Below are 26342 nucleotides of genomic sequence, written 5' to 3'. Positions count from 1 at the left end.
TTAAAGTTTTAGATTATCCTTTTAAGATCTTAATGGCATCTGCTACAATGGCCGGATTAAGCTGGTTAAGGTTCTGCTGGTTGGTTACTGAGTTCTGTATCGAAATTCCGCTGGCATGCATCGCCATCTGGTACAACATACTCATTGCCTGAGCCGGTGATTCGCCGAGCACTGTAACATTGGTCTGCGTTACCGCATCGGTGACCTTGTTATTTACTGTATCTGACATATACTTGGTTTTAATGGTTATTACATTTCTAAGGATCATTCATTCTTCTTATCTTTAAAGAACCTTTCTCCCGGTTTACTGTTCTACGCCTTCCCTCCTCTTCATTTTCTGTTTCTCCCTTTCTTCTGATACAAATGTCCAAAAGAAAAATATATCTACCTTAAGGGAATTTACTGGTTTTTAGAAACTCAGGTATTTCCCTTTAATGTGAGAAATAAGCAATTAAATCTTATTATTAAACATTTAAACCAAGCCAAAATGATTTATTAAAAGAGATCTGAAGAAATTATAAGCATAAAAAACACCGTCACGATTAATGCTGACGGTGTATGATTCAATTGGAAAAATATTTATCGTAGATATATAGATTATGAATTTTGCATTAAAACTTATTGGAATAGAAAGGTTTTAAACGCGAAGGCGCAAAGGATTTCCCTACATGATGTATTTAAGGCGCAAGAAAATCGAAGATTTTCAGCAGGGTAAAGATCAATGACAACAACTTCTATCCAAATCTTTTATGGGATTACTTTTTTTCGTAATGATAAACAGTATACAATTTTATCGCAGATAAAATCCTTGCGCCTTATAACAGCGTCATTATAGAAACTAGCGTCTTTGCGATTAACCAACAAACCTCTATTTTTCTAAAAGCAGAATGTAGCAGATCTACTATAAACCTTATAGGTTTCGAAAACCTATAAGGTTTTGAACAAGTACTAACAATTAATCTGAATAATTTTCGCTTCGTTTTTGAGATTGCTTCGTCGCTACGCTTAGATTTAAAAAATATAGATTATGAATTTTGCATTAAAACTTATTGGAATAGAAAGGTTTTAAACGCGAAGGTGCACGGGCTTTCCTTGGATGAAATATTTAAGGCACAAGAAAATCGAAGATTTTCAGCAGGGTAAAGATCTTTGACAATAACTTCTATCCTATTTTTTATGGGATTCCTTTTTTTCGTAATGATAAACAGTATACAATTTTATCGCAGATAAAATCCTTGCGCCTTATAACAGCGTCATTATAGAAACTAGCGTCTTTGCGATTAACCAACAAACCTCTATTTTTCTAAAAGCAGAATGTAGCAGATCTACTATAAACCTTATAGGTTTCGAAAACCTATAAGGTTTTGAACAAGTACTAACAATTAATCTGAATAATTTTCGCTTCGTTTTTGAGATTGCTTCGTCGCTACGCTCCTCGCAATGACGGGTTAAGTTTTGTGGAAGTCTGGGATAAAATATAACAGCTTCTAAAGCCCCTTCTTCCCTTCTATCCAATATGCCTGCGATCTGATACATTTGGCATCCACCCCTTTGGCTTTAAGGAATTTCCGGATGACAGACATGGTATTTCCGTTTCCTGTAAGATAGAAAACTGCTTCGTTATTGTAAACAGCCTCCTTTTCTTCTTTAAGAAAATCGTCCAGTGCTTCCATAATGTTCTGTATATCATTTTTGGGAGCATGATAGCCATATAATTCCAAGTCTTTCAGTGTTGAAGCCTCTTCCAATTCATGGAGACATACAAATGAACCCCCAATTTCTTCGGCTGCTTCTTTGATGGACAAGGAACTTCCCAGAGAGGTTTCATCACCGATAGAGAAATGAATTTCTGCATTAATTTCGAAAAAACGTTTTCCCCGGGGCATTAAAATTTTGGTAGTATCTCCTTCTGAAAGGCTATTGGCAAAGCGGCCTCCAACCGAATCGGTATCATGAAGATGAAATATCACATCAAAAGTTCCGGTGTGTTTATTAAAATTGAATGGTGAATAATTACGGTAATCCCTTTCGTTCACTCTTATTCCTATGGCATAAGCCGGTTCAAAAGGAACATCTTCCAGATCGGAAGCAAAACGGACAAGGCGAAGATCATTTGAAACAGGTTCTATATGGATAACAGTACATTCTTTAAACTTGGAGGACATGACATTTTCTAAAGTATCATTAATCCATTTTGGTAAGCTTGGCATAAATAATTTTAATGCAAAGGAAAGCGCAAAACGAATGCGGACCGATAGCTGTTTCAGGGTATTGATTGGACTATTCGCGGTTTACTTCTTCCTGCGATTTTTGTCCCTGAATTCCGATGGTGGGAAGCCTTCGGTTCTCGAAAATAAACGTGAAAAATAGGTATGATCGTTGTATCCCAACTCATAAGCAATTTCTTTAACGGTAAGCTGGGTAAAGGACAAAAGCCTTTTCGCTTCTATTAAAATTTCCTGATGAATCCAGTGCTGGGCAGATTTCCCTGTCACTTCACGGATTACTTCAGTAAGGTAACCCGGGGAAATATTCAAAAGTCCGGCATAGACCGATGGGCTTTTCATGGTTTTAAACTCTTTCCGTATCAGAATTCTGAACTTTCTGGTCAGTTGAACAGCGCGGCTTTCAGTAGATATTTCACAATTGTTTTCGCTTAAAAAAACCATCGCGTACATTCCTGTAAAAGCATTCATTAAAGACCGGACTACTAAAAATCCTTCTTTTGAGCTCAGCATTTCTTCCGTACAGGACTTCTTCAGTATTTCTGCGCATGAGCTCAGTTTTTCTACCCAGTTGTCATCAATGGAAACGGGATGTATATCTATCAATGATTCTTCAAAAACAGATCTCACAGTATCGGACAATAGATCTGCTTTAACCGCAATAAACCATCCGCTAACGTTTTCCATTAAAATTCCTTCATGAACCTGCCCCGGAAGCAGAAAAAAAACAGAAGAACCCTGAGCTTCAATGGTCTTAAAATCGACCATCATTTTGGCCCAGCCCCTTTCCAGAAAGGTAAAGATATAATGACTGTCACGGTGAATTCCTTTATCAAAAAGATTGTCTTCCGTACTCATCGTACGTTTTTCAATCCTTTCAATCAGAATGCCATGCTGTGTACTATCGGTCAGATCATAGGTGGGAATGCTTTGTTTCATCTTTAAATAGTAACGTAAAATTAGAAATATTCATCAGAATAGACGAAACTGAAGGCAATTATCCTTTATCCCAAAGATGATTTTTTCGGTATAAACAAGAAAAATTGTATTATCTGGCTTTGGAAAACGCCATTTTTACTGCTAAAAAGGTTAGTACGCTCGCCATAAACCATTTTTGAACCTTCACCCAGAAAGGATTTCCTGCGAAAAACACGGCTACTTTTGCCGCCGTTAGAACAATGATAAAATTAACAGTGAAGCTTATAAAAGTCTGTACCACTCCCAATTCCAGACTTTGAGTGAGAACGGAACCGTATTCAGGCTTGATGAACTGTGGAAAAAAAGACAAATAGAATATGGCTACTTTTGGATTGAGGACATTCGTCAGAAAGCCGATGGTGAATAGTTTTTTAGGACCATCGTGCATTCCGGTTCTATCTACCTCGAATATATTTTTACTTTTTGGTTTAATTGCCTGATAAGCCAGATATAAAAGATAAACCGTTCCAAGTGTTTTCAGAATAGTGTAAGCCACCGGAACCGCTAGTAGTACGGCCGTAAGTCCAAAAGAGACCATGACAATATGAAACAGAAAACCGCAAACTACGCCGGCCAGTGAAATCAATCCAGATTTTTTCCCCTGGGTGATTGATTTTGAAATTAAATAAATCATGTTTGGCCCGGGACTTATGACTAAAATAAGGGCAGCCAGGACAAAAAACAGAAGGTCGTGAAGTGGAATCATCTTTTACCGGTCATTTATTGATGTGGAACGCAACCGGGAAAATGCTACCCGGCATTTAAAAAATTAACTGACAAATATACATCATTTCGTAATTATTTGCTTTGGAGAACACAAAACCTTGACATGGATAAAAAAAATACGTTCGTCTCGATAATTCCGAACATCTGTAGACTCATTTAAGAATAGTTTTGCGCCATACAAATTCTAATATGAATATCGAAAATGAAAAGTTACATTCTGTAAAACAATCGGGCTATAGTGTTTATTACCAAAAGATAACAATTAATTGTAAGCTTGGTAGAGGTATTTTATTATTTTTGTATTCCCGAAGGGGGGAATTTTCCACTTTTCTCAGAATAACCACCAAAAAACTATGAACCAGATGACGAAATGCAGCCTATTTATTCTATCCAAAGAGGGACAGTTACTGCAGATCAATACGATCTCAAAAAAATCACCTTATTCTACCACTCCCTTCACTCAACAAGCTTCTATTCCAGGTCCTGAAGAATAAGTATTTCTCTCCAGGGTGTATAATACTATATTTATTTTCTAAGGATCGTAATATCGGTTGCTTTTTTACGTTTGACAGTAAACTACAAGCCATATTTCTAACATTTAAAGTTTCATTATTCTAATTTTCTGTAACATTCATCCCATTAAATAGACTATTTGATAGATTTCTACTACATTAAAATTTAAACTCAATGCAAAAATTGTTTTTTAAAACTGCCGCTACGGCCGCTGTCCTCTGTTTCAGCTCCATGGCTTTTGCGCAGCAAAAATACTCGGTAAGCGGTACCGTGAAAGATCACAAAAATGGGGAACTGCTGATCGGGGTTACTGTAAAAGTGAGTGAAGATCCGTCTATTGCGGTGGTTGCCAATGAATATGGCTTTTACTCATTATCACTTCCTGAGGGAAATTATACACTGATTGTTTCGTATCCCGGTTATAAGGATTTCGAACTGCCTGTAAAGGTGGAACAGAATACGAAAATGGATCTCCCGCTTAATCAGGAGGAAAAAGGGAACGAAACAGTAGGAAAAATTGATGAAGTGATTATTTCAGGGGTGAAAAAGGATAAAAACCTTTCTACCGCCCAGATGGGAACTGAAACGTTAAGCATCAAAAACATAGAAAAACTGCCTGTTTTATTCGGGGAAAAGGATGTAATGAAGACGATTCAGCTTTTACCGGGTATCAAAAGCAATGGTGAAGGTAGCAGTGGATTCAGTGTACGAGGCGGCGCTACGGACCAGAACCTGATCTTACTGGATGAGGCGCCTGTTTATAATGCTTCGCACTTACTTGGATTTTTCAGTACATTCAACAGTGATGCATTGAAAGATGCCAGTATCATCAAAGGAAACAGCCCTGCACAATACGGAGGACGTCTTTCTTCTGTGATGGACGTTAAAATGAAGGACGGAAACAATAAGGATTACAATGTGAATGGAGGGATCGGATTGATCAGCAGCAGACTGAGCGTAGAAGGTCCTATTCAAAAGGAAAAATCTTCATTCATTGTATCAGGAAGAAGAACTTATGCTGACCTTTTTCTTAAGGGAAGTGAGGATTTCAAAGACAGTAAGCTTTATTTCTATGATTTGAATTTAAAAGCTAATTATCAGATTAATGAAAATAACCGTCTTTATCTGTCAGGATATTTCGGAAGAGATGTTTTGGGCTTAGGAGACACATTCTCTACAGACTGGGGAAATACAACCGCTACATTGAGATGGAACAGCATTATCAACAGTAAATTGTTCTCCAATACGTCATTCATTTACAGCAATTACAATTATAAAATCAGTCTTAAAAGTAATGACAATACCTTTGGGCTGGATTCTCAAATCGAGGACTGGAACCTTAAGCAGGATTTCACCTGGTTTGCAGGAAATAAGCATTCTGTACGTTTCGGACTTCAGTCTATTTATCATACGATTACGCCAAGCAGCGCTTCAGGAACAAGTGTGAGCAGCTTTCCAAGAAACCCTAGAAAATCATGGGAGAATGCGGTGTATATCAATGATGATTTTAAAGCCAATGATAAACTTACAGTTAATTATGGTTTAAGACTTTCTACGTTCAGCGTTTTAGGAGGCGATACTTACAATACCTATGAAGGCGATGTGATTACAGAAAGCCGCTTTTTAGAGAAAGGGAAATTCGGAAAGACGTATTTCAATCTTGAGCCGAGAGTTACAGCCAACTACCGTATCAATGAGGTAAGCAGCATCAAGGCAGGATATTCCCGAAACACACAGAACTTACACCTTCTGAGCAACAGCAGCAGCGGAAATCCTACCGACCAGTGGATCGGAAGCAGCTACAGTGTAAAGCCGGAAATAGCAGATCAGATCAGTGCCGGATACAGCCGAAATTTCAAGAACAATAACTATGAAGTGAATGCTGAGATTTATTACAAATCCATGAAGAATCAGATCGACTTTAAAAACGGTGCTCAAATCTCTTTTGACACAGCAGCTGATGTAGAAAGTGAATTATTGTACGGGAAAGGAAGAGCCTATGGTTTAGAACTTATCGCCAAAAAGAAAAGCGGAAGACTGACCGGATGGATTTCTTACACCCTGTCTAAAACCGAACGAAAAATAAACGGGATCAATGATAATGACTGGTACAATGCGAGAATGGACAAGACGCATGATCTTTCCATCGTCGCTACTTATGAACTGAGTAAAAAATGGTCTTTATCAGGATTATTCCTGTACAGTACAGGAAACGCGGTTACTTTCCCTACTGCGAAGTACGAACTGAACGGACAGACTATATTCCAGTACAGCAGCAGAAATGCGGACCGTATGCCGGCCTACCACAGAATGGACCTGAGTGCTACGTATGAGCCGGAATCTACCAAACGTTTCAAAGGATCGTGGTCATTTGGTATTTACAATCTTTATGGTCGTGAAAATGCTTACACCATTACGTTTGAAGACAATCCTAATAATCCGGGAACCACCCGAGCTATGCAAACTTCACTGTTCCGTTGGGTACCGAACATCACTTATAATTTCAAATTTTAGATCATGAAGAATATTATTTTTATCATACTGACCCTGTTTTTAGTAACTTCTTGTGAAAAGGAGATTGATCTGGACCTGGATGACAAGAGCGGAAACATTGTCATAGAAGGGAATATCACGAATGAGGCCGGACCTTATTTTGTCAGAATAACGAAGTCGGTAGCATTTACGCAAAACAATCAATATCCGGCAGTGACTGGTGCTCAGGTTGTTTTAAGCGACAATACCGGACAAACGGAAACCTTACAGTATGTGGGTGACGGAAAGTATAAAACTACCAGTTTCACAGGCGTGACAGGACGTACCTATACGCTGAAAATTCAGGCGGAAGGAAAAGAATATACCGCTCAAAGCACTATGCCTGAAGTGGTGAATTTTGATGGACTTACTCAGGATTCGTTTAATTTCGGAGGTGAAACTACATACACTCTTTTACCTGTTTTTACTGATCCGATCGCATTAGGAAACCGTTACCTTTTCAATTTTACGGTCAATAATATGACGAAAAAGACGTTTGAAGTATTTTCAGATAATATCAATAACGGAATGGTGAATCAGAGACCTCTTTTCCTTCCGAATGAGGACGATGAAAAAGATCCTACGGACCATAAAGTAGTGCCAGGAGATACTATTTATGTAGAAATGCAGTCCATCGACCATAATGTTTTCACCTATTATTCTGCTTTGCTTCAGATCACAGACGACGGAGGAGCAGGGGTTACACCTTCCAACCCTCCAAGTAATATCAACAATGGTGCTTTGGGATATTTCTCAGCGCATACAACACAGAAAAAGACATTTGTAATTCAATAGATTGCAATAACTTAAGTATAAAAAAGGCTATTCCAACATCTGGAATAGCCTTTTTTGTCTTTGATCTTTCATGAGAGAAAGTATAATAATAAGTAACAATTTTTTAACAATGCTGTCTTATTTTGATGACATTATTTTTGAAATATTTCCTGATGTTAAAATAAATTCTCCGGAAGGAAAACTTTTATAGGAAATCCTTTTAATTTCATATCGGGTTTCTTTGCCGAGTCCCACCTGAAACGCGATTACTTTTTCTTCATACCTGTTTTTGTTACGGTCTATCAGAATTTCCGTGTCGGTAATAAGTCTGCTTTCGGCATTGGTGTGCATTGTATATTTAAAAACTCCTTTTTGGGAAGATACCAGCTTTTTTTCTATTTCCTGATCTCCTTCTGTTGATTCTTTTAAGATATACTTTGGGATCCCTGCTTCATTATATGAAAACTTTACGTTCCATTTATCGAGATAGTCACTGGCCTGGGTTCTGTAAGATTCCATATACCCCTTTACTATTTTAAAATCCTGATGTTTATATTTTTCGTACGATGAAATATATTTTAAATCATCGAGATTGTAACCTGTTAAAAAATCTTCTAAAAAGTCAATCAGATCAGGAATATTTAAATTGTCACCAATGCTTTTGCGGATGTATTTATAATAAGAATCATTTAAGTAAAAGACATCCTTATCGCCAATTAAAATGGTCTTTTCATTATCGTTGAATACAATATTCAATTTTGTATTGTAACTTTCATTTTTATAATTTAACGAAAGGATATTTTGATTCTTCATTAAAGTACATAAATTGGGAGCTTTCTTTTCTGATATCGGAGCATCATTGAAATCATAAAATGATATACTGTCTTTTTTTGCATTGAGTATATAAATTAATTTGCTGGTACTTATCTTATCTTTTTTATCGATTCTTCTGTCATCTGCATATTCACCCTTATCAATGGTTTTATTAACGATGTAAGTTATAGTATATGGTTTGGGTGCCTGTGCAAAAGTTTTTACAGGAAAGGTCAACAAAATGAGTAATAAATAGGTTAAGTTTTTCATTGATTAAACTTTTATTTTTTTCCAAAATATCGTGTATCCGGCAACCCAACCATAAATCCAGATTGTTGCTAAAAATTTATTTAAGATTTTTTTTTGAACATCTTATTAAATATTTTTTATTAACCAATACCTTATTTTTCTTAACCAGATGAATATACATATCATTACATTCCTTAAAATGTACATATGGATTCATGGAATTACCTGAATTTTGGATAGAAATTGTATCATTAGAATACATAGCGCCTATACCATCGCTGAAATCCAAATAAATTACTTTATCTTCCTTAGAAATATTGACAATTCCCTTCTTATTTTTTATTTTACCTATACTAAAAACAAAGCTATTATCATTGTCTATTTTTAGATTGAGTTTGCATTTAGGCTCAATAGAATTATATATCCCCATTATGTTTTGAGAATAGCTAAAATTAGACGTTAAAAAAAATATAAGTAATAACAACAGCCTAATCATCAAATTTTTTGATTTTGGCTTTATTATTTTTACCCCATTTAAGATTTTTAATTCCGCTTGTTTCATATGTATAAGTACCTATAGGTTTTAATTTATTGGTTTTACATTTCTCTTCGATTTTCATTAATTTAATAATCGATTTTACATTAGTTTTTCTGTGATCAAAACCATTTAATCCTCCATTAATTCTAACAGAAATAAAAATGAGATCATCTTTATCAGCATAATTTCCAAGTTGTCTATCATCCCAAAACCAGGCCGCCGAATCACAGGTATAAGTTAAATCGTTTGCCACAACTTCTGGTGTATCAATCAATTCTTTCTTACCAATATGCTTAAAATATTTTTCATAAGTGTCTTTCCATGTCAATTGTATCAAGCCTTTCCCTTTATACTTTGGTCCATAACCTTTAACATTATGTCCATGTTTTATACATTCATTATATCTGTTGTACGCTCTCTGAATTTGTTTTATTTCCTGAGCATTAAATTTTTTATGAAGCTCAACACTTAGTTTTTTATCTTTTTTATAATTTACATAAGGTTTAAAACTCTCATACCCTTCTTGATGGGTGGAATGATCATAATCCCATCCTGAGGCATATTCCATTGTTGTATTAAGCCTATCGGATTCAGTTTCAATCTGTGCAAGAAAGTGGGCTTTTCTAAGGCATGTATTGATATTATTATCTATCATCGCTTTATTTAAAGCATCCGTAAAAGCCTTGTATGTTTTCATTCCATCCGGTAATGGGCAATTTTTAGCAGTAAATAATTTTTTAGAGTTGTAGAAAGACTTAATATCCTCCTCTGTAAACTCTTTTTCACAGAAACATTTTTTATCATCTTTCTCCTCCAGCACCGGCGCCCCCTTTGTATCAACATTTTCAGGCTCATTGATCTGTCCGGAATTTACAAATTCTATCTTTCCGGTTTCAGGAGGTATATTGCCTGGCATTTTGCCTATTCCCGGTAAGGTTGATTTTTTTAACAGTACATAATTGTCCTGTACTTTAGCCGTCCCAAAATCCTGCCACGCTGTGAGGGATATCATCTTAAAACCGTCATAAAATGTAAAGTTGGGAATCTGTTTTTCCACAACTGTTCCCGTAAGTTTCCCCTGTGTTGTAGGGACATCATTTAAAACTTTAAATTCACCCAGATGGGCATTGAATTTTATCTTTGCTCCATGTATTGCCAACAGCAATCCGTCTTCAATTTTATCTTTTTTCTCATTTTCGGAACGCTTTTCCTCCATTTTCTGGCTGTTTTCAGCTTTCGGGTCCTTTGGTTCCTGTGAAGAAACCTGAGGTGCCTGAGTTGTGGCCTCCGGAGAATAGTTTTCTGTATTCAACCTATCCATAGTAATGAATGTTTTAAATGATAATTGCTATTTCCAGAACTATTTATCTTTCACAGCATTTAAATAAAGAAGGGCTTCTTCAGCTTCCATTTTTATTTTCAGATTTTCAGATTTTAGGTTAGTCTGATAATTTAAAACCTGCTCTCCTATTTCTTCTTTTGAACCTTTATTAATTTTAAGATTAAACGTTCCGTTGTAGGCTGTACTTTTTGGAGAACCTCCATCAGTCGCCACAAATAAATCTAAAGTATAATTTATATTCACCTCCCCTTCTTCCAGAAACTCAAAATATCTGTTTAAAAAATAAGTTACCTGGTAGGATTTTCCTGCAGGAATTTTAATGGGTACTGAACGTTCACTATCATTCCATTCTCTGTCTTTTATTTTCACTAAAGAAGACTGTGATTTAAAAGAAAGGTCATTAGGATTAGGATAAAACAATAAAACACTAATATTCTGAGTGGAATTATTTGTAATGGTCAAAATAGAGGATACGACTCCATTCAGTAGATTCTTCTCATGACCTTGTGTCATGCTGATATTTATAGTGTTGCTATTATTCATTTTAATATTATTTTGTGAAGCACATTGTGCATTGACGAATAGGATAATAATTATTATTAAGTTTTTCATAATCTTTTTTTATGGTAAACTATGCTCAAGGCTTACTACGTTTGCATTTCCAGCACCGGTTATAAATCCATTGATAGTAACTGCGGCTCCTATTTTTTTAGTTCTGTGTTTCCACTGAGGAGCTGTAGCTGTCCCTGAATTAAATACCTCATGAATTCTTTGAAAACCTGAATTTGGGTGAACAATATCATTGGCACCACAGCATTTACATTTATATATGCATAATTGGTTGGCTTCTGTAATTCCTGGCTGGCCTAAAGTAATACCAGCTCTTGAAATTGAATGGGTGTCCTGAGTCAACTGATCTCCCGGCAGATAACCTGAATTACTTGCAGCCCCACCTCTTGGTTGAAAAGGAGGGCTGTCATTTTTCCCTACATAATCCACCACTTCTTTAATTTCTATTTCTTTCAAATCTGCAAAAACACCGTTATCTGAACTCCAGCCATCCTGAACAATGACGCCCAATCTGGTAGATGTATATACTTCACCCGCATATGTATCAGTATAATTAACAGGATGGCAACACACTGTAAAACCTGATGAAGTAGCCTTTACAACACCTGCTATTTTAGCTTCAATTTTAAGTTGTCCGCCATGCCCCGGGTTTGTCTTGGCAGTCCCCTTGATAATTACTGTAGTGGTGGCTGTAATAGTAGAAGGTGTAACACTGGCATTCCCGTTGTCTGCATTTGAATTTATAATTGATAAGTCCACAGAACCTGTTCCTGTTCCTGTTACTGTAACTTCCACTTCATAGGTTTTATTTAAAGGAACACTGTCTGGCATCCCTGCTACTACTGATGCATTTTTTTCTACATATGGATTTCCCCTGATTACCTTGCCAATATTTACAGAAACAGGAGGCGGAGGCACCGGCGCCCCCTTTGCATCAACACTTTCAGGCTCATTGATCTGTCCTGAAGTTACAAACTCTATCTTTCCGGTTTCAGGCGGTATATTACCCGGCATTTTTCCTATTCCCGGTAAGGTTGATTTTTTTAATAGTACATAATTGTCCTGTACTTTAGCCGTCCCGAAATCCTGCCACGCTGTGAGGGATATCATCTTAAAACCGTCATAAAATGTAAAGTTGGGAATCTGTTTTTCCACAACTGTTCCCGTAAGTTTCCCCTGTGTTGTAGGGACATCATTTAAAACTTTAAATTCACCCAGATGGGCATTGAATTTTATCTTTGCTCCATGTATTGCCAACAGCAATCCGTCTTCAATTTTATCTTTTTTCTCATTTTCGGCACGCTTTTCCTCCATTTTCTGGCTGTTTTCAGCTTTCGGATCCTTTGGTTGCTGCGAAGAATCCTGAGGTGGTCCGGCAGAGGAGTCCGAGGAGTCGTTTTCTGTATTTAACCTATCCATAGCAATGAATGTTTTAAATGGGTATTATCTTTTTTGATTTCCGTAAAACCTTCTTCATTGTGACCTTCTCTGAATACAAATAAGCCTCTGAAATGGTCAATCCCAGCTGGTTCCGGATCTTCGACAGCAGTTGTTAGAATTATTTTATCTCCATCTTTAACAGGAGTAATAATTTCTGTAAACCCTTCAGAAGACAGTCTCTTTATTTTTGTATCTAATGGCCGCAATAAGCCATTGAAAAGCAGTCCAAACATATTGTAACCTTCAAGAAAATCGATCAGCTGGCTTTCATCTTCAAGCACACTGCTTATCTGACTGAAATAATTATTTATGGCTTCACCTTCATGGCTTTCTGAAAGCTTGGCGGCTATTTTCATCCATCTTAAGCGAAGAAAATCAAGGTTATTAATTTCAACAATATGTCCATTTTTATCAACTGTTAATTCCAGTTCATCAAACAAATAACTGATTTGTTTTAAAAGTTTCCCCATTGCATTATCATCGTTTGAAAAATTGAAATCAACCACTAAAACATGATATTTGAAATAGTCTTTTTCATTCCCTAAATAATAAACCTCAGCTACTCTCACATAACTTTTTTCTGTCTGGTAAGAAGTATCAGGATTAGAGATAACTATCGTTTCCAATCTATACGTTTTGCTGAAATTCTTTAGAGGATGTTCCAATATCAATTTGTTTCTGGGTTAAAACTCCATTCTTCTTCGATCATCCGTTGGTGAATAGGCAAGAGTATCCATTAACGTGTTAATTTTTGCAGATCGGTGTAAGTATTTATTCTTTAATTTTCTGAGAAGATAATCAGATTTATATGCTGTCACCACTACTTCTTCCAATTGTATTGCAGGAAGTGCACGGTCCGCAGCACTGGCTACAGGAACCTCTACATTGCTTTCTGCTTCCGGTTCTTCTTCTTCGTTTTTAAAATTTCCTTTGAGTGTCCATTTTTCATTCTTTTCTATGATATGCTCTTTCATATATGCTTTTACTTCATCCAAGAATGTATCATTCAAAGCATAATCTGCCATTATTTTTGAATATAGCAGGCAGTTATCATCTTCATTAACAAGGGGCAAAGCGTAATCGCACATAAAATGAAGTGGTATAAAGCTATATCCTCTATACAGATAGCGAGTTCCGGTAAGGGTATATTTCCAGTGTGCTTCAATGGCCAACTGATCTTTTTTGAACCAGCCCTGCTCGATGAGTTCATCCTTAAAAGCGTCCAATGATCCCGAAAAATAAGCCTTTTCAAGCCAGACATATTCTCTTTCAGTCACTCCTTCTGCTGGATCCGGTTGGTAACCACTTTCACTGAGCTCCGCTGAGGACATGACATCATGATTGTAACTTCCCCCCACATCACTGTGTACTCCCGGAAAATTCCTTTCAATTCCTGTTTTGAGATCTACATCCACAAATCTTGTCAGGGAAAAATTTTTCCGGTGTTCGTCAGCCGCCGTAAAATGCACGGCTTTTCTTGGGGAACCCAGCTGATGCAGGTGAAGATCGCCCACTTTCTTCTCGAAACTTGGAATAAGAATACAGGTAGGATCATAAGAAGCTACCGTATCATAAATCCCTATAAATCGAACATTAACACTCATGGAATCTACCAGTTCACGGGCTAATCCCGCCTGTAAAAGCGCAGTACCGAAATGGCCAAATTCTGGAAGTTGGCCATCTTTCACCCACGATTTTTCGACGGACATAAATTCGGTGGTCTCGTGGTCTACGTCAATTCTTGATGCACCCTGAACAGGTGGATAATAAGCTTTTGGCGGATATGGTTTCTTCTGCAGATTATAGGCAAAATTTCTCGCTGCCGCTGCACCACGACTAAATCCAAAAATATCAACAATTAATTCAATTGATTCTGTATCTTTTTTCTTTAAATCAACAACTTTTTTTGCTAAAGCTTGAGATCCATTTCTTACCTTTCCTACCACTCCAGTTTTTCCACGGCCATATTTAAAGCCTCCCCCCTCATCATCTGCTTTATCAATGGTAGCTATACCTTCGACATAAATTGAATAATTTGCTCTCTCGGTACACATATACTTTCTGGCAACGTTGGTAAAATCATTACCAAAACTATTGTCATCTTTAGCATATTTTTCAAAAATCTTTCTTTCTTCTTCTGATGCTGAAATATTGCGAAACTCACCCTTGCCCTGAACCTTTTTACGTATCTCGGTGTTTTTCAGATTATTTCTGGTTCCATCAAAGAATATTCCACAGGTAATTTTTAAAGTTCCCGGTGGATCTGGCAACGGATTGCCCGTATTGTAAACAAAGGTTTTACCCATGGTTAGTCTTTGTATTTAGTTTTACGTACGATAATTTTACTATTTTTCAACCAAACCTGCCTGTCTCCATTCACTAACTTTACCGAAGCAGAGGTTTTGGGAATATTAACTGTCACCTTTAATTCGATTTTAGCATTAGGATTATCGGAAGAAATTTCCTTGAACGCTGGAAATATTTCATTCCCATCAAACTCAATTTCACAGTAATACCTGTTCTCATCTACCCATGAAAAATCAACTTTACTTGGAACGGCCCTTTTTTTAGGGGTATTCCATTTGACGTTATCTGGGATTATTTTTGGATATTTTTGAATTAATGTTTCTCCAAAAAGTTCCTCCCAACTGCCATTGTAAGCATAAACACCAACATCTTTATTTTTCATATTATTAGGCAATTCTGTTATCAGTGTCCAGTTATATTCTTCTCTATAACTGTCCCACAATCCGTAAGGAATCGGCTTGCCTTCGTTTGCCTTGACCACTTCTGCCGGAACAATTCCAAATTCATGTATAATTTTACGTTGGTATTCAGCATCAAACATATTTTTCTGAGGTCCCGGGCTTAAAGCATCTATTTCAGACTGTGGTATTACGATCTTCTTACTCTGATATCTTCCTATTTCCACCTGTCTTCCCGGTCCGGAAAGCCAAAGAACAACCACACCACCTGGCGCAAAGCCTACAATAATCTTGCTATAATTTTCTTTCCTTGGATTTGGATTGTCTCCACTGGAAGGGGTATAATATCCGTTTTTGAAAAGATCAGTCATTTTCCCGTTATCCAGATCGGTGTCGATCTCATAAAATATTTTCTCAGCATAGGAAACCCAAATCACATGCAAATGATTGGGAATGCTTTTTTCTCCATTACTCATTCCTCTGTTGGCATCTCCCCATATTCCGCCTGTCGTTCCACTAAACAAACTCGTAAATTCTCCATCTGCAGATTCAAATCCTCCACGATACACATCAACAGGGTAACCTAAAGGAGCCGAAGTGGCATCCAACCATTCATATTTTGTCATAGCTTTTGTTTTTTGGTGCTCTTTCTTATCCTGACACGAGATCTGAACGAAGAATAATAAGCTTAGTAAATATTTTAGCGCTTTGTTCATTGTTTAGGGAAATTATTCTTTAACACATTCATACATCTGAATTTATTTTTCAATAATCAGTTTTAATTTTTGAATTCAAATCTATATTTAGCCTTTGTTCACTTTGGCGTCTATTTTACCAAGCATTTTGGCAACCCCCGCACTCTGCAGCAGAATATCACCATTCTTTGCATTATGAGTAGTGGTAGAAGTTGTCTCTTTCAAATCTCCTGTTATATTGATCGTTTTATTTTCATTAACGGTTTGCTTATAATTTTTTGAAGTGAATTGATGATCATTTATAACATGAATGGCATTATCATTCCCCACACTTGTTTTCATGTCTTTTCCGACATTAATGGTTAGATTCTCCCCCGCATTAAAGGTCATGTTTTTAGGAGCTGTAACCGTAATATTCCCTGCTCCGTCCATGAAATAATTGTTGCCGCTCGGATCAATAATATTGACACTTCCCTCTGCATCATTCATTAAAATTCTGATTCCACTTCTTGTCTGTATAGATTTTAAATGATTGTCTACTCCTCCTCCTAAAGCTGTTCCGCCATGAAACATTCCTCCCATCACAAAAGGTCTATCCGGATGGTTGTGTACAAAACCTACCATTACCTGATCCCCGACTTCGGGTACAGCTACATATCCTCTGTTCTGACTGATTTGATCTGTTCCCCCGGCATCGGGAGCCATCATCCGTATAAAATTGGTATTGTCATTCAATTGCCAGTCGAATCTTACGGTTACCCTACCTTGTCCCTGCGGATCCGTATTGGATATGACCGTGGCGACTTGCGGCTGCGCAATCGGTACAACAAAGTCCGGTTTTGGTATATATCCTGTATCTGAAGCTATTGCTTCAAATTTTCCTGTATAGTTTCCCAAAGTATCCACTTCATGGGTAACTTCAGTCATCATCAGTTTTGTAAAATAGGCTGTTTGGTTACTATCCGTTTTTCGCATTTTAATATCAGCAATACATCCCGGATACAAAAAAGGAAGGGTTGTTCCTCCGGATACCGTAAATACTTCCACTGCCTTGCTTCCTGATGTAGAGGTTTGGGAAATGACTACATCCATATCAGTGACGGCTTTTATCGGCGCAATCTGTAATGACGGAGTTTTGAATATCCCTCCATTATTCTGATAGGCTGTTTTTGCTAAATTCCCTATATGTTGGATGGACGTTTCTCCGGAGCTGAGCTTAGTATTCGCACTGCTGTTATACCCATAAAAACTGGGTTTGATATGCACTGCTTTTAATTCAACATTAACATCGGAAACATTACTTCCATACACCAGTTCCAATGCTTTGTTTTGGGATGGCATATTTCCGAAATGCAAAACTTCACCATCGTAATAGAACTGTTCTCCATATGCTTCTGCCATTCTGCACAGATAATTGTAGTGGGTTTCGTCATACTGAGCACTATAGAGAATCTGAGAAGATGCTTTTGCATTGATTTTCACATCAAACTTGCTGCTTTCTATTCCCTGCTTGATAATGTCGGTCGCGATAATGCCCATATTGACAGGCTGGCTTCCCCCAAAACTCTGGGTATGTGGAGCAGCATCCAATAAGATGGTTGGACTATAGCCTTTCAATACGATGTTTCCAAGACTGTGATTGGCCTGACTGAATCCAACTTTTGTAATAACCCCGACAAAAGTTCTTTCCGGGCTATCCTCAACGTCTTTGTATCTGATATTAACGGTTAATCTTCCGCCTAAAAACCTATTGGCCTGCTCAAGCTCATGATTTTGTTTTTCAGATAATGTATCATTCACAAGGATAAGTTCAAACTCATGATGTTTTCTGACACTTTGATGCAAGCGGAAATATTTGAAATGTTTGATGATTTTACCATCAATCACAATATCCAGCTTTACCACACGGTTGATTCCAGGAATATAGTTCTCTGCAATCTTATCGGAATTTGAAATATTTTTATCCATATTATTTAATGCGTTTTTTTGTTTCTAACTTTAAAAAAAATTAAAAAATAAACAGATGTTCTATAAAGTTAAAAAACTTTCACAGTATAAAATTATATTGTCAGGCTTATTTTTAAACTCCTAATAACCAGATGACCAATTGCCATCTCTTACCGGCAGTTATTACGGACAAAAAAAAGACAGAACGGCATCCCTAATGCCGGATGGACCATTCTGTCTGATATTTTTTAAAGTTTTTAAGAAATTAAACTCTAAGAAGTAGGCCACTCCGCCTTGTAAGAAGAGTTCCCTAAATCGATTTGCTCTGCACTTATGATAAAGCTGATGTACATGCTGTTTTCGTCTACTGCGTCGAAATCTACTTCGTGCTGAATCACGTATCCGTTCGTCCATTTCAAAGTAGTCAATGTTCCTTCTTCGTGAGATTTGTTGAATGTGATCTCTCCGGTTGTAGGTTTGTATTTTCCGTTAAGAAGACTTTCCAGAATATCTGACTTTTCAGTAGCTTCCACTGTGATTTTGATCAATGCATTAGAAGGATCTGATGCTACTCTTCCTGATACGTCTGTGGAACGGGACACGCTGTAATTAAGTTTTAATAATTTCTGCCCTTCGCCACCGTTGAATTTTAGAATTCCTCTTGAATTTTTGTCTGCCATGATTGGTAAATTTTAATAATTAATATTCTGTGATTTGATGTTATCTATTTCACCAAATATAGAATTTTAATTTCGCAATAAGCCCGTTTAATCATAAACATCAGAAAGTGTAGTAGTACTACTACTAACAAGCGTTAGGCTTTTTATCAATTGCAAATCAATCATTTATATTATTTTTAAAAAAATAAGCGGCGAATTATACATCCGGCATCTACTTTACATCAAAATACCTCTTAAGGTCTGAAATACTTTTGATCTTCAGCTCCTCAGCCTGTTTCCTGCGCATCATCAGAGCATAGGAATTATTAAATCCAAGCGGTTTCAACCATTGAATTCCGTATTGTTTCTGAAATTCAGCATTGACATATTGATAGGTTTTGTCAGCACTTTGGGTTACCTCTTTAAGAGTCTGCTCCGATGGTTTTAAAAGGACCAGAAGTCCGGTTCCCGTGTATTCAGGATAAAAATCAATGGCATCGTTGACCAAAGCGTCAAAGCAGATCTTGGTCCCGCCCAATCCTGTTTTTGTTTCCACTTTATAATCGGTATAGCCTTCGATCAGCATTTTATACATTTCTGTGAGGATATATTGCTCACCAAAGATCTTCGAGCCAATGCGTATCGTTCCTGAATTTCCTTTCCGGGAGATTTTGTATAATTTATTTTTAACTAAGAAATCCTTTGCAATTTTTTCCGGGGTCTGATGAAGCTCATCAGATTTATAATTCAGATCAGTCATGATCGAATCATTGAATTGATTGGCCAGCAGATTCAGGGTTTCCTCGAGTTCCGGAAATTTCTTTAATGTTTTTGTTTTAATAATCGGTGCCGCGAAATACGGCGGAAATATTTTTTTATCATCATTCAGAACATAAAGATCAAAAGCTTTAATCCTGCCGTCTGTAGAATATCCGCTGATCAGATCCAGTTCCTTTTCGAACGCTGCTTTGTACATAATGGCATCATTTACAATCACCGGATTCACATTCAGATTATACACTGAACGTAAACCGAGATCTCCATCCTGTCTTCCCATAAATTCAGGAGTAAAACCTGCTTTAATGCTATTTTTTGAAACAGAAGTGAACAGGTAAGCCGCTCCCACAATGATCAGAATGGCCGGAACAATATATTTCAGCTTCTGAAACAGCCGATATCCGGATTTCTGTACAAGGGCAATCGTCTGATCCAATAAAACAGCCAATAATGCAGCAGGAATAGCTCCCGCAAGGATCATATTTGTATTATTGAGAGAAATTCCGCCGAAGATAAATTCACCCAAACCACCCGCTGCGACAAATGACGCCAAGGTAGCTACCCCAACATTGATCACCGCTGCCGTTCTTATTCCCGCAATGATAACGGGCATCGCCAGAGGAAGTTCCACTTTAAAGAGAAGCTGACTTTTATTCATTCCCATCGCTTTTGCCGCTTCAATAACAGTCGAATTCACTTCCGTTATTCCCGTGTACGTATTCCGGATAATGGGTAATAAAGCATAGATCAGCAAGGCAACAATAGCCGGTTTGGCCCCGATTCCGAATGCAGGAATCATAAATCCTAGCAATGCAATACTCGGAATTGTTTGTAAAATACCTGCCAAACCCAACACGGGGCTGGAGAGTTTCCTTTTTCTTGCAATCATTATTCCTAACGGCACACCAATGATAATCGCCAGAATTAATGACAGAAAAGTGAGTCCCAGATGCTGTATAACCTGGGTCAGTAATTTTTCCTGCTGTTCGATGATGAACTGCCAAAGACTTTGCTGCGTCATACGATCTGTAATTTTCTGTACTCATTAAAAGCCCTGATCAAGTTTTCGTAATGGTCTGTATTTTTATAATCTGAACTTAATGCCTGTAAGGCTTCCCAAACATTGGTGCTTTCTGTGAATTTAAATTCATTCAGTAAATGATCCGAATTAACGAAGCCACCTACATCTCTCAAAGTGGCGATCTTATATTCCAGCAAAAGGCGGTTTTCAGCAAAAAAATCACTCACAAAATCGTTTTCAGGATGATAGAGCATTTCCTTCGGTGTTCCGGTCTGAATAATTTTTCCTTTGTCCATTAAACATATCCGGTGACCCAGTTCAAAAGCTTCCTGAACATCGTGGGTAACGAGGATAATGGTTTTATTTTTGAGCTCTTCCAGTGATTTAAATTCTGAATGAATATCAGCCTTTGTGATATTGTCAAGCGCTCCGAAAGGTTCATCCATTAGCAAAACAGACGTGTTGGCGATCAAAGCTCTTGCAATTCCTACTCTTTGCTGCTGACCTCCGCTCAGTTCATTCGGAAATCGTGAAAGGACTTCTTCAGAAAGATGAAGTTTATCCAGCAGTTCTTCGGTTCTGTTTTCCGTTTTTTTCCTGTCCCATCTAAGTAATTCCGGAACTACAGCAATATTCTGCCTGATGGTATAATGAGGAAACAAGCCGGAATGCTGCATCACGAAACCAATTCCCATGCGCAGTTCTTCCGGTTTCTGATCACGAATATTCTTACCGTCGATCAAAATTTGTCCGGAGTCTGCTTCTATAAGGCGATTGATCATTTTAAGGGTGGTCGTTTTTCCGCACCCGCTGGTTCCCAGAAGCACCAGAATCTCCTGATCATGGGCCTGAAAAGAAATATGGTCAACGGCTGGATTTCCGCTAAAGCTCTTTGAAACTGATTCAACTGTAATCATCGGCAACAATTATCGGGCAAGTCTGATTCCTGTGAACTGCCATTTCAGGTTGGTCTGGAAAAAATTACGATAGGTATTTCTGCTGTGTCCGGGAGGTGTAGCATCTGATGCACCGCGTAAAACCATCTGATTGACCATAAATTTTCCGTTGTACTCTCCTACTGCTCCTGCTTCTTTTTTAAATCCGGGATAAGGCAGATACGCAGAATTGGTCCATTCCCAGCGGCTTCCCCAATCGAAATGACCGGAAGCGACTTCCCATTCCGCTTCGGTTGGCAGGCGCATTCCTTTCCAGGAAGCAAAAGCAGACGCTTCATAAAAATTGATGTGACAAACGGCGTCATCGAGGTCTAATTCCTGTAAACCGTTTAAGGTATAATTCATCCATTTCCCTTCAATCTGATGCCAGTACAATGGAGATTTTGCGTTGTTTTGTCTGACCCAATCCCATCCTTCGGCATGCCAATGCTTAAAATCTGAATAACCGCCGGCTTCCATAAATTCAAGGTATTCTCTATTGGTGACTAACTGATTAGCAATTTCAAAATCATTCAGAAAAACTTTATGCCTTCCCAATTCATTATCGAAACAGAAGCCTTCTCCTTCAAATCCTATTTCATAAACACCTTCTGAAAACCGTATCATTTCTGTATTCTCTGGTTTTTCTTTTCTGGAAACACTTTCCTTTGTATAAGCCGGAAAAAGTGGATTATGACCTAAAATATATTTGATATCGGTAATTAATAGCTCCTGGTGCTGCTGTTCATGATTTAAACCTAATTCCATCAGCGGTTCAACAGCTTCGGTCATAAATTGACTCTGAAGAAAAATGCTCATATGTTCGTCCACATACTTCCGGTATTTGTAAATATCTGAAACGGAGGGACGGCTTAAATTTCCCCGGTCGGTACGGATCACTCTGGCTCCAATAGTTTCGTAATAGCTGTTGAAAACAAAATTATACTGCGGATCAAAGACTTTATAGTCAGGAAAATTCGGAACCAGAATAAAGGTTTCAAAAAACCAGGTGATATGACCAAGATGCCATTTCGGAGGACTTACATCCACAATCGGCTGCACCACATAATCTTCTATTTCCAGAGGAGCACATATTTTTTCAGAATGCTTCCGGATGTCTGTATATTTTTTTACTAAATCTGATGTTACTATATTCTGTGTCATGTTCTTTAGTTTTGGTGAGTTATTTTGGGTCGGGAATCTTTTTTCTCTCGCAGATTGGGCGGATGGAGCAGATTTATATTTTTATTTGAATAATGTACAGTTTTGTTTTTAACGCAAAGGAATAATATGATCATCCTTATGTAAAGGAAAGCAAAGAGAAATCAATTTCATTGATTTTAAGAAGCAAATGTTTTATCCATATTATTTCAAAACTAAACATGATCGATTTATTATTTTACCTGCCAGACTGCATCTACAAACCATTTTTTGGAATCTTTGATTTCTCCTGATTTTTTAAAGCCTGATTTTTCTCTTAAATCCTCTATATTTTCGGCTGAAAATTTTTGTGAAATTTCCATGTCAATCAGTTCGTTTTCTTCAAATGAAATAGATTCATTTTCTATCGTTACCGTTTGATTTTTCAGGCTTACCAAAAAACTTCTGCAGGCTCCGCTGATGGGATCATAGGTTTGATAATGCTGAAACTGCTCAAGATTAAAATCCGCATCGAGCTCTGCGTTGATGCGGGTCAAAAGATTGAGATTAAATGCGGCTGTAATTCCTGTTCTGTCATTGTAGGCATTTAAAATCGTGTGAGGATTTTTCTTCAGATCGAAGCCTATCAATACCTTATCTCCGGAGGCCAGATTGCGGTTTAAATCGGAACAGAATTGATCTACTTCATCGATATGCATATTCCCTATATTGCTTCCCAGAAATAAGATCACCTTCCTTCTGGACGATAATGAGGCTGCTTTCTGAAGCATTTTAAAATACTCGCCTTCCAGAGAGATTATTTCCAATTGAGGAAGCTTTTGATTTAATTTTTCATTTAATTCAGTCAGAATATGACCAGAAATATCGATAGGCATGTACGTAAAATCCGTTCCTTTTTCAACAAGATATTGGAGTAAAAACGTGGATTTCATGGCATCTCCCGCACCCAATTCTATCAAATCGAAAGGTTCGTTTTCCGGAATGATGAGTCGGGCTAGATCTGCTGTTTTATTTTGGAAGATATCGAGTTCACATTGAGTAAGATAGTATTCCGGCATGGCCATGATCTCCTGAAAAAGGCGGTCACCTGTTTCATCATAAAAGTATTTGGAGGACAACCTTTTAGATCTGCTTTTTAGGCCTTCCAAAACGTCCTCTCGAAAATGATCAACATGAATATCTTCAACCTTCGAATGTGGTTTTAACTGTAAATTCATATGTTTTAATTTGTGTGGTTTTTAGTTAACTACAACTATCTTGCCGTCTCCACATTGAATTCATTCAGCATTTCCTCTATCTAATATAAATAATTTTAATTGTTGGCGTATCGGTTTTAGAATGTTTTTAGAAGATGTGGTATTTTTTACTCATGAACGATGAGTGATCATTGATGATTGATTGGTGATGTCGGACTTTCAACGGGGATTAAGAAGGTGAATGGTGAATTTTGCTTCGCAAGTGAATGGTGAATGCTAGAATCAAGATTTCAGATCTCAGACACAAGATTTCAGACGTGCTGCTGGTGGCTTCGAGGGCCTCAGCCACCAACATTCTGCATTTCAAATGAATATCCCAACAAATAACTGGCATTCCAAATGGTGGCTGAGGACCTCGAAGCCACCATAATCCATATCCAAAACTCATAAATCATAACCTTTCTACTCTCCAACCAGCAACTAATGAACCAGCAACTAGCAATCAAAAATTACTTTGGCTGTGTTAATTCATACTCAATTTCGCCGTCGCTCAGATCTTCTGTCTTCACAAAATGAAGCCGCTCCAGAAGTTTCATTGCAGGACCATTTTCCCGGCTTGTAGCCGCCCAGATGCGTTTCAGTCCCATCGTATTTAATCCAAAATCAATAGCGAGTGACATTCCATCGGTCATATAGCCCTGACCATAATATTTGGGTAATAAAACACAACCCAACTCACCTTCGCCTTTATTCAGCCCACGATAGTAGCCACAGGTTCCCACGATCTGATAGGTTTCGTTGTCTATAATTCCCCAGTGAATGGAATTCCCATCCAGATAATCCCGATCGATTCTTGCCTGCATTTCCGCCGCCTGCTGAACAGTTTCTGCCTGAATAGCATCATAAAACGAAATTTCAATAAGGTCCGGAATATCAGCATCCATGATCTGACGTAATGATACTCTGCTGCCTTTCACATTTGGAAAATCGTTCAACTGAAATTGTTTCATGGTGTAAATTGTATTAGTTTTGAAAATGAACATGATCATTCATAGAATTGCTCCTTTGAACTCTATGGATTACAATTCACTAAAAATACTATTAATTTTAATATCAGAAGAAAAATGCCGTTCAATCCTTCCTTGTTAACTGAAAAACTGCATCACCGGAATTTTGATTTTTTTATTTTCAATGAAAATATTTCCGAAGTTATTTTCAACGGAGATGAGATTATTCTTAAGGTCATCCGGGTAGAAAAAAGCGAAATACCGGATTTCACTTCGTTTATCATTTCAGCGATGGGAGTCTCAGGATCAGATGAGTGTGATATGCAAAACGCAAGTATTATTTCAAGTGATCAACCATCAATGCAGCAAACAATCACTGATTTTCAAACCTACTGGAAAATCAATCTGGCCATTGAAACGTATATTGAAGGAGACATTCAGTATATCTATGAAATGGATACCGACCCCAGTAAAAAGGGCTATGGCAGCGAGATAAGCTATAGTATTGAGACGACAACTTCTTTTGTTTATTTCTTCACTCATCACTTCTACTATTGATAATTGATAGGTGATGAATGATAATTGATTAATTGATGATGATAAAAAAATCCCTACAGGTTTTTGAAAACCTATAAGGATTATGGCTTATCTAAGTCCATAAAAGTATATTTTCAAAATCAGGGCTGCAAATTGTCATAATGTATGATTTATGTAACAAATCTCCAGACTCTTGCAAGTCGTTCCATTATTAATCCATGACCTTTACACTCAATAAATATTTTATACCATGGCAAAAGAGAAAGACGGAAAAAAGAAATCGGATAAAACAGCGCCCTTAAAAACCGCAAAAGAAAAAAAGGAAGATAAGGCTACCAAAAGAAAAGATAAAGAGAATGAAAGCAGAAATGCCACCAGTTAAATAAAACCGGATTCATTTTTAAAAAAACAGGCTCAGGTATGAAGGACAAAGCAATTAACATGATTTGTTCTTCTCCTCTAAAATGTCCGGAGCTGGTTATAGCAACTTCGTTTTTTAAAGAATATCTTCATCACCTACAGCGGTTGCAAAATAATGCTCAACCGTTTCTTGTGCATTTTGGCACATCTTCAGCAGATCATCCCGCGAGGTATCTTCAAAAATAAAGTCATCGTCGGTTTCAATGATACACTCGGTTACTTTTTCGGTATTCATTAAATCGTATTCCATTAATTCATTTAAAGTTTCCAATCCATAGCTTTCCTTAAAAAAAGGAATTTTCAGGGAAACGGAGTCTTTGAATTGAAAGAGATGTATTGTTTTCATAACTTCAGCTATTTATTATTTCCAACTATTATTCAATACCTTTCATAACGAAAAGGGATAGAGACCTTTAAGCTTCTATCCCTTGTCTAAAACTCTTCAAAAATATATGTACTATTTTCTGGTAGTTTTAAGCTCCATTTGAAAAAAGGAGATATAATATATTGATTTTTTATGGTGGTAAATTTGTTCTTTAATTTACTGTTTACTATACAAAGTTGGGATTTCCATCCTGAATT

At 37.3% G+C, this 26342-nt stretch carries 25 protein-coding genes; 5 read left to right on the top strand and 20 right to left on the bottom strand.

Translation table 11 applies throughout. The features are described 5' to 3' along the window. Positions 1-13 precede the first annotated feature (13 nt). The 4 genes from N0B48_RS08695 to N0B48_RS08680 form a co-directional block, all read right to left on the bottom strand. Positions 14-229, bottom strand: a complete 216-nt coding sequence (locus tag N0B48_RS08695; RefSeq protein ID WP_034728290.1) for a RebB family R body protein — start codon at positions 227-229, stop codon at positions 14-16. A 1258-nt stretch (positions 230-1487) separates the two neighbouring features. Continuing rightward, positions 1488-2210, bottom strand: a complete 723-nt coding sequence (locus N0B48_RS08690; RefSeq protein WP_259838304.1) for a siderophore-interacting protein — start codon at positions 2208-2210, stop codon at positions 1488-1490. A gap of 81 nt (positions 2211-2291) precedes the next feature. Further along, complete coding sequence (locus tag N0B48_RS08685; RefSeq protein WP_259838303.1) at positions 2292-3164, bottom strand: AraC family transcriptional regulator; 873 nt, start codon at positions 3162-3164, stop codon at positions 2292-2294. 109 nt (positions 3165-3273) lie between these two features. After that, positions 3274-3909: a LysE family translocator gene (locus N0B48_RS08680; protein WP_259838302.1), complete on the bottom strand. Its 636-nt coding sequence runs from the start codon at positions 3907-3909 to the stop codon at positions 3274-3276. 382 nt (positions 3910-4291) lie between these two features. Here N0B48_RS08680 and N0B48_RS08675 point away from each other — a divergent pair, with 382 nt between their 5' ends. From N0B48_RS08675 to N0B48_RS08665, 3 genes are all read left to right on the top strand, one after another. After that, on the top strand, positions 4292-4423 hold the full coding sequence (locus N0B48_RS08675; RefSeq protein WP_259838301.1) for a hypothetical protein: 132 nt from the start codon (positions 4292-4294) through the stop codon (positions 4421-4423). A gap of 193 nt (positions 4424-4616) precedes the next feature. Then, on the top strand, positions 4617-6956 hold the full coding sequence (locus tag N0B48_RS08670) for a TonB-dependent receptor (RefSeq protein ID WP_259838300.1): 2340 nt from the start codon (positions 4617-4619) through the stop codon (positions 6954-6956). A gap of 3 nt (positions 6957-6959) precedes the next feature. Beyond that, on the top strand, positions 6960-7769 hold the full coding sequence (locus tag N0B48_RS08665) for a DUF4249 domain-containing protein (RefSeq protein WP_259838299.1): 810 nt from the start codon (positions 6960-6962) through the stop codon (positions 7767-7769). A gap of 117 nt (positions 7770-7886) precedes the next feature. Here the strand turns inward: N0B48_RS08665 and N0B48_RS08660 are convergent, their stop codons facing one another. From N0B48_RS08660 to N0B48_RS08590, 15 genes are all read right to left on the bottom strand, one after another. Next, positions 7887-8831 carry a hypothetical protein gene (locus N0B48_RS08660; RefSeq protein WP_259838298.1) on the bottom strand — a complete coding sequence of 315 codons (945 nt, stop codon included), beginning with the start codon at positions 8829-8831 and terminating at the stop codon, positions 7887-7889. A 76-nt stretch (positions 8832-8907) separates the two neighbouring features. Continuing rightward, the gene (locus N0B48_RS08655; RefSeq protein ID WP_259838297.1) at positions 8908-9240 is read right to left on the bottom strand and encodes a hypothetical protein; all 333 of its coding nucleotides are present in this window, start codon (positions 9238-9240) and stop codon (positions 8908-8910) included. Between the two features lie 58 nt (positions 9241-9298). Then, positions 9299-10669, bottom strand: a complete 1371-nt coding sequence (locus tag N0B48_RS08650; RefSeq protein WP_259838296.1) for a glycoside hydrolase family 19 protein — start codon at positions 10667-10669, stop codon at positions 9299-9301. Between the two features lie 39 nt (positions 10670-10708). After that, a complete protein-coding gene (locus N0B48_RS08645; RefSeq protein ID WP_259838295.1) occupies positions 10709-11302 on the bottom strand; it encodes a hypothetical protein in 594 nt (197 codons plus the stop codon). 9 nt (positions 11303-11311) lie between these two features. Further along, positions 11312-12679 carry a hypothetical protein gene (locus N0B48_RS08640; RefSeq protein WP_259838294.1) on the bottom strand — a complete coding sequence of 456 codons (1368 nt, stop codon included), beginning with the start codon at positions 12677-12679 and terminating at the stop codon, positions 11312-11314. Beyond that, positions 12667-13326, bottom strand: coding sequence for a hypothetical protein (locus N0B48_RS08635; protein WP_259838293.1), 660 nt, complete (start codon positions 13324-13326; stop codon positions 12667-12669). Before N0B48_RS08635 ends, N0B48_RS08640 begins: the two co-directional genes overlap by 13 nt. 57 nt (positions 13327-13383) lie before the next feature. Continuing rightward, a complete protein-coding gene (locus N0B48_RS08630; protein ID WP_259838292.1) occupies positions 13384-15006 on the bottom strand; it encodes a T6SS phospholipase effector Tle1-like catalytic domain-containing protein in 1623 nt (540 codons plus the stop codon). Positions 15007-15008: 2 nt separating this feature from the next. Next, positions 15009-16121 (bottom strand): DUF2931 family protein, encoded by a 1113-nt coding sequence (locus N0B48_RS08625; RefSeq protein WP_259838291.1) that lies wholly within the window; start codon positions 16119-16121, stop codon positions 15009-15011. Positions 16122-16208: 87 nt separating this feature from the next. Continuing rightward, positions 16209-18068, bottom strand: a complete 1860-nt coding sequence (locus tag N0B48_RS08620) for a type VI secretion system Vgr family protein (RefSeq protein WP_259838290.1) — start codon at positions 18066-18068, stop codon at positions 16209-16211. 251 nt (positions 18069-18319) lie between these two features. Continuing rightward, positions 18320-18727 (bottom strand): type VI secretion system tube protein TssD, encoded by a 408-nt coding sequence (tssD, locus tag N0B48_RS08615; RefSeq protein WP_259838289.1) that lies wholly within the window; start codon positions 18725-18727, stop codon positions 18320-18322. A 211-nt stretch (positions 18728-18938) separates the two neighbouring features. After that, a complete protein-coding gene (locus N0B48_RS08610; protein WP_259838288.1) occupies positions 18939-20504 on the bottom strand; it encodes an ABC transporter permease/substrate-binding protein in 1566 nt (521 codons plus the stop codon). Next, positions 20501-21421 (bottom strand): ABC transporter ATP-binding protein, encoded by a 921-nt coding sequence (locus N0B48_RS08605; protein WP_259838287.1) that lies wholly within the window; start codon positions 21419-21421, stop codon positions 20501-20503. The genes N0B48_RS08610 and N0B48_RS08605 overlap by 4 nt, the downstream gene beginning before the upstream one ends. Before the next feature lie 9 nt (positions 21422-21430). Further along, positions 21431-22603: an ergothioneine biosynthesis protein EgtB gene (gene egtB, locus N0B48_RS08600; protein ID WP_259838286.1), complete on the bottom strand. Its 1173-nt coding sequence runs from the start codon at positions 22601-22603 to the stop codon at positions 21431-21433. A 230-nt stretch (positions 22604-22833) separates the two neighbouring features. Beyond that, positions 22834-23817 carry an L-histidine N(alpha)-methyltransferase gene (egtD, locus tag N0B48_RS08595; RefSeq protein WP_259838284.1) on the bottom strand — a complete coding sequence of 328 codons (984 nt, stop codon included), beginning with the start codon at positions 23815-23817 and terminating at the stop codon, positions 22834-22836. Positions 23818-24305: 488 nt separating this feature from the next. Then, complete coding sequence (locus N0B48_RS08590; RefSeq protein ID WP_259838282.1) at positions 24306-24806, bottom strand: GNAT family N-acetyltransferase; 501 nt, start codon at positions 24804-24806, stop codon at positions 24306-24308. Positions 24807-24920: 114 nt separating this feature from the next. Here N0B48_RS08590 and N0B48_RS08585 point away from each other — a divergent pair, with 114 nt between their 5' ends. Beyond that, the gene (locus N0B48_RS08585) at positions 24921-25361 is read left to right on the top strand and encodes a hypothetical protein (RefSeq protein WP_259838281.1); all 441 of its coding nucleotides are present in this window, start codon (positions 24921-24923) and stop codon (positions 25359-25361) included. Between the two features lie 229 nt (positions 25362-25590). Then, positions 25591-25722, top strand: a complete 132-nt coding sequence (locus tag N0B48_RS08580) for a hypothetical protein (RefSeq protein WP_259838279.1) — start codon at positions 25591-25593, stop codon at positions 25720-25722. A 114-nt stretch (positions 25723-25836) separates the two neighbouring features. On the opposite strand, the gene N0B48_RS08575 is transcribed toward N0B48_RS08580, so the two are convergent. Continuing rightward, a complete protein-coding gene (locus tag N0B48_RS08575; RefSeq protein ID WP_259838277.1) occupies positions 25837-26106 on the bottom strand; it encodes a heme oxygenase in 270 nt (89 codons plus the stop codon). Between the last annotated feature and the right edge of the window lie 236 nt (positions 26107-26342).

Source organism: Chryseobacterium herbae, assembly GCF_025154075.1.
GTDB lineage: Bacteria > Bacteroidota > Bacteroidia > Flavobacteriales > Weeksellaceae > Chryseobacterium > Chryseobacterium herbae.
Note: the sequence above shows the minus strand (reverse complement) of the source record. Positions and strands in the feature narration are given on the sequence as shown.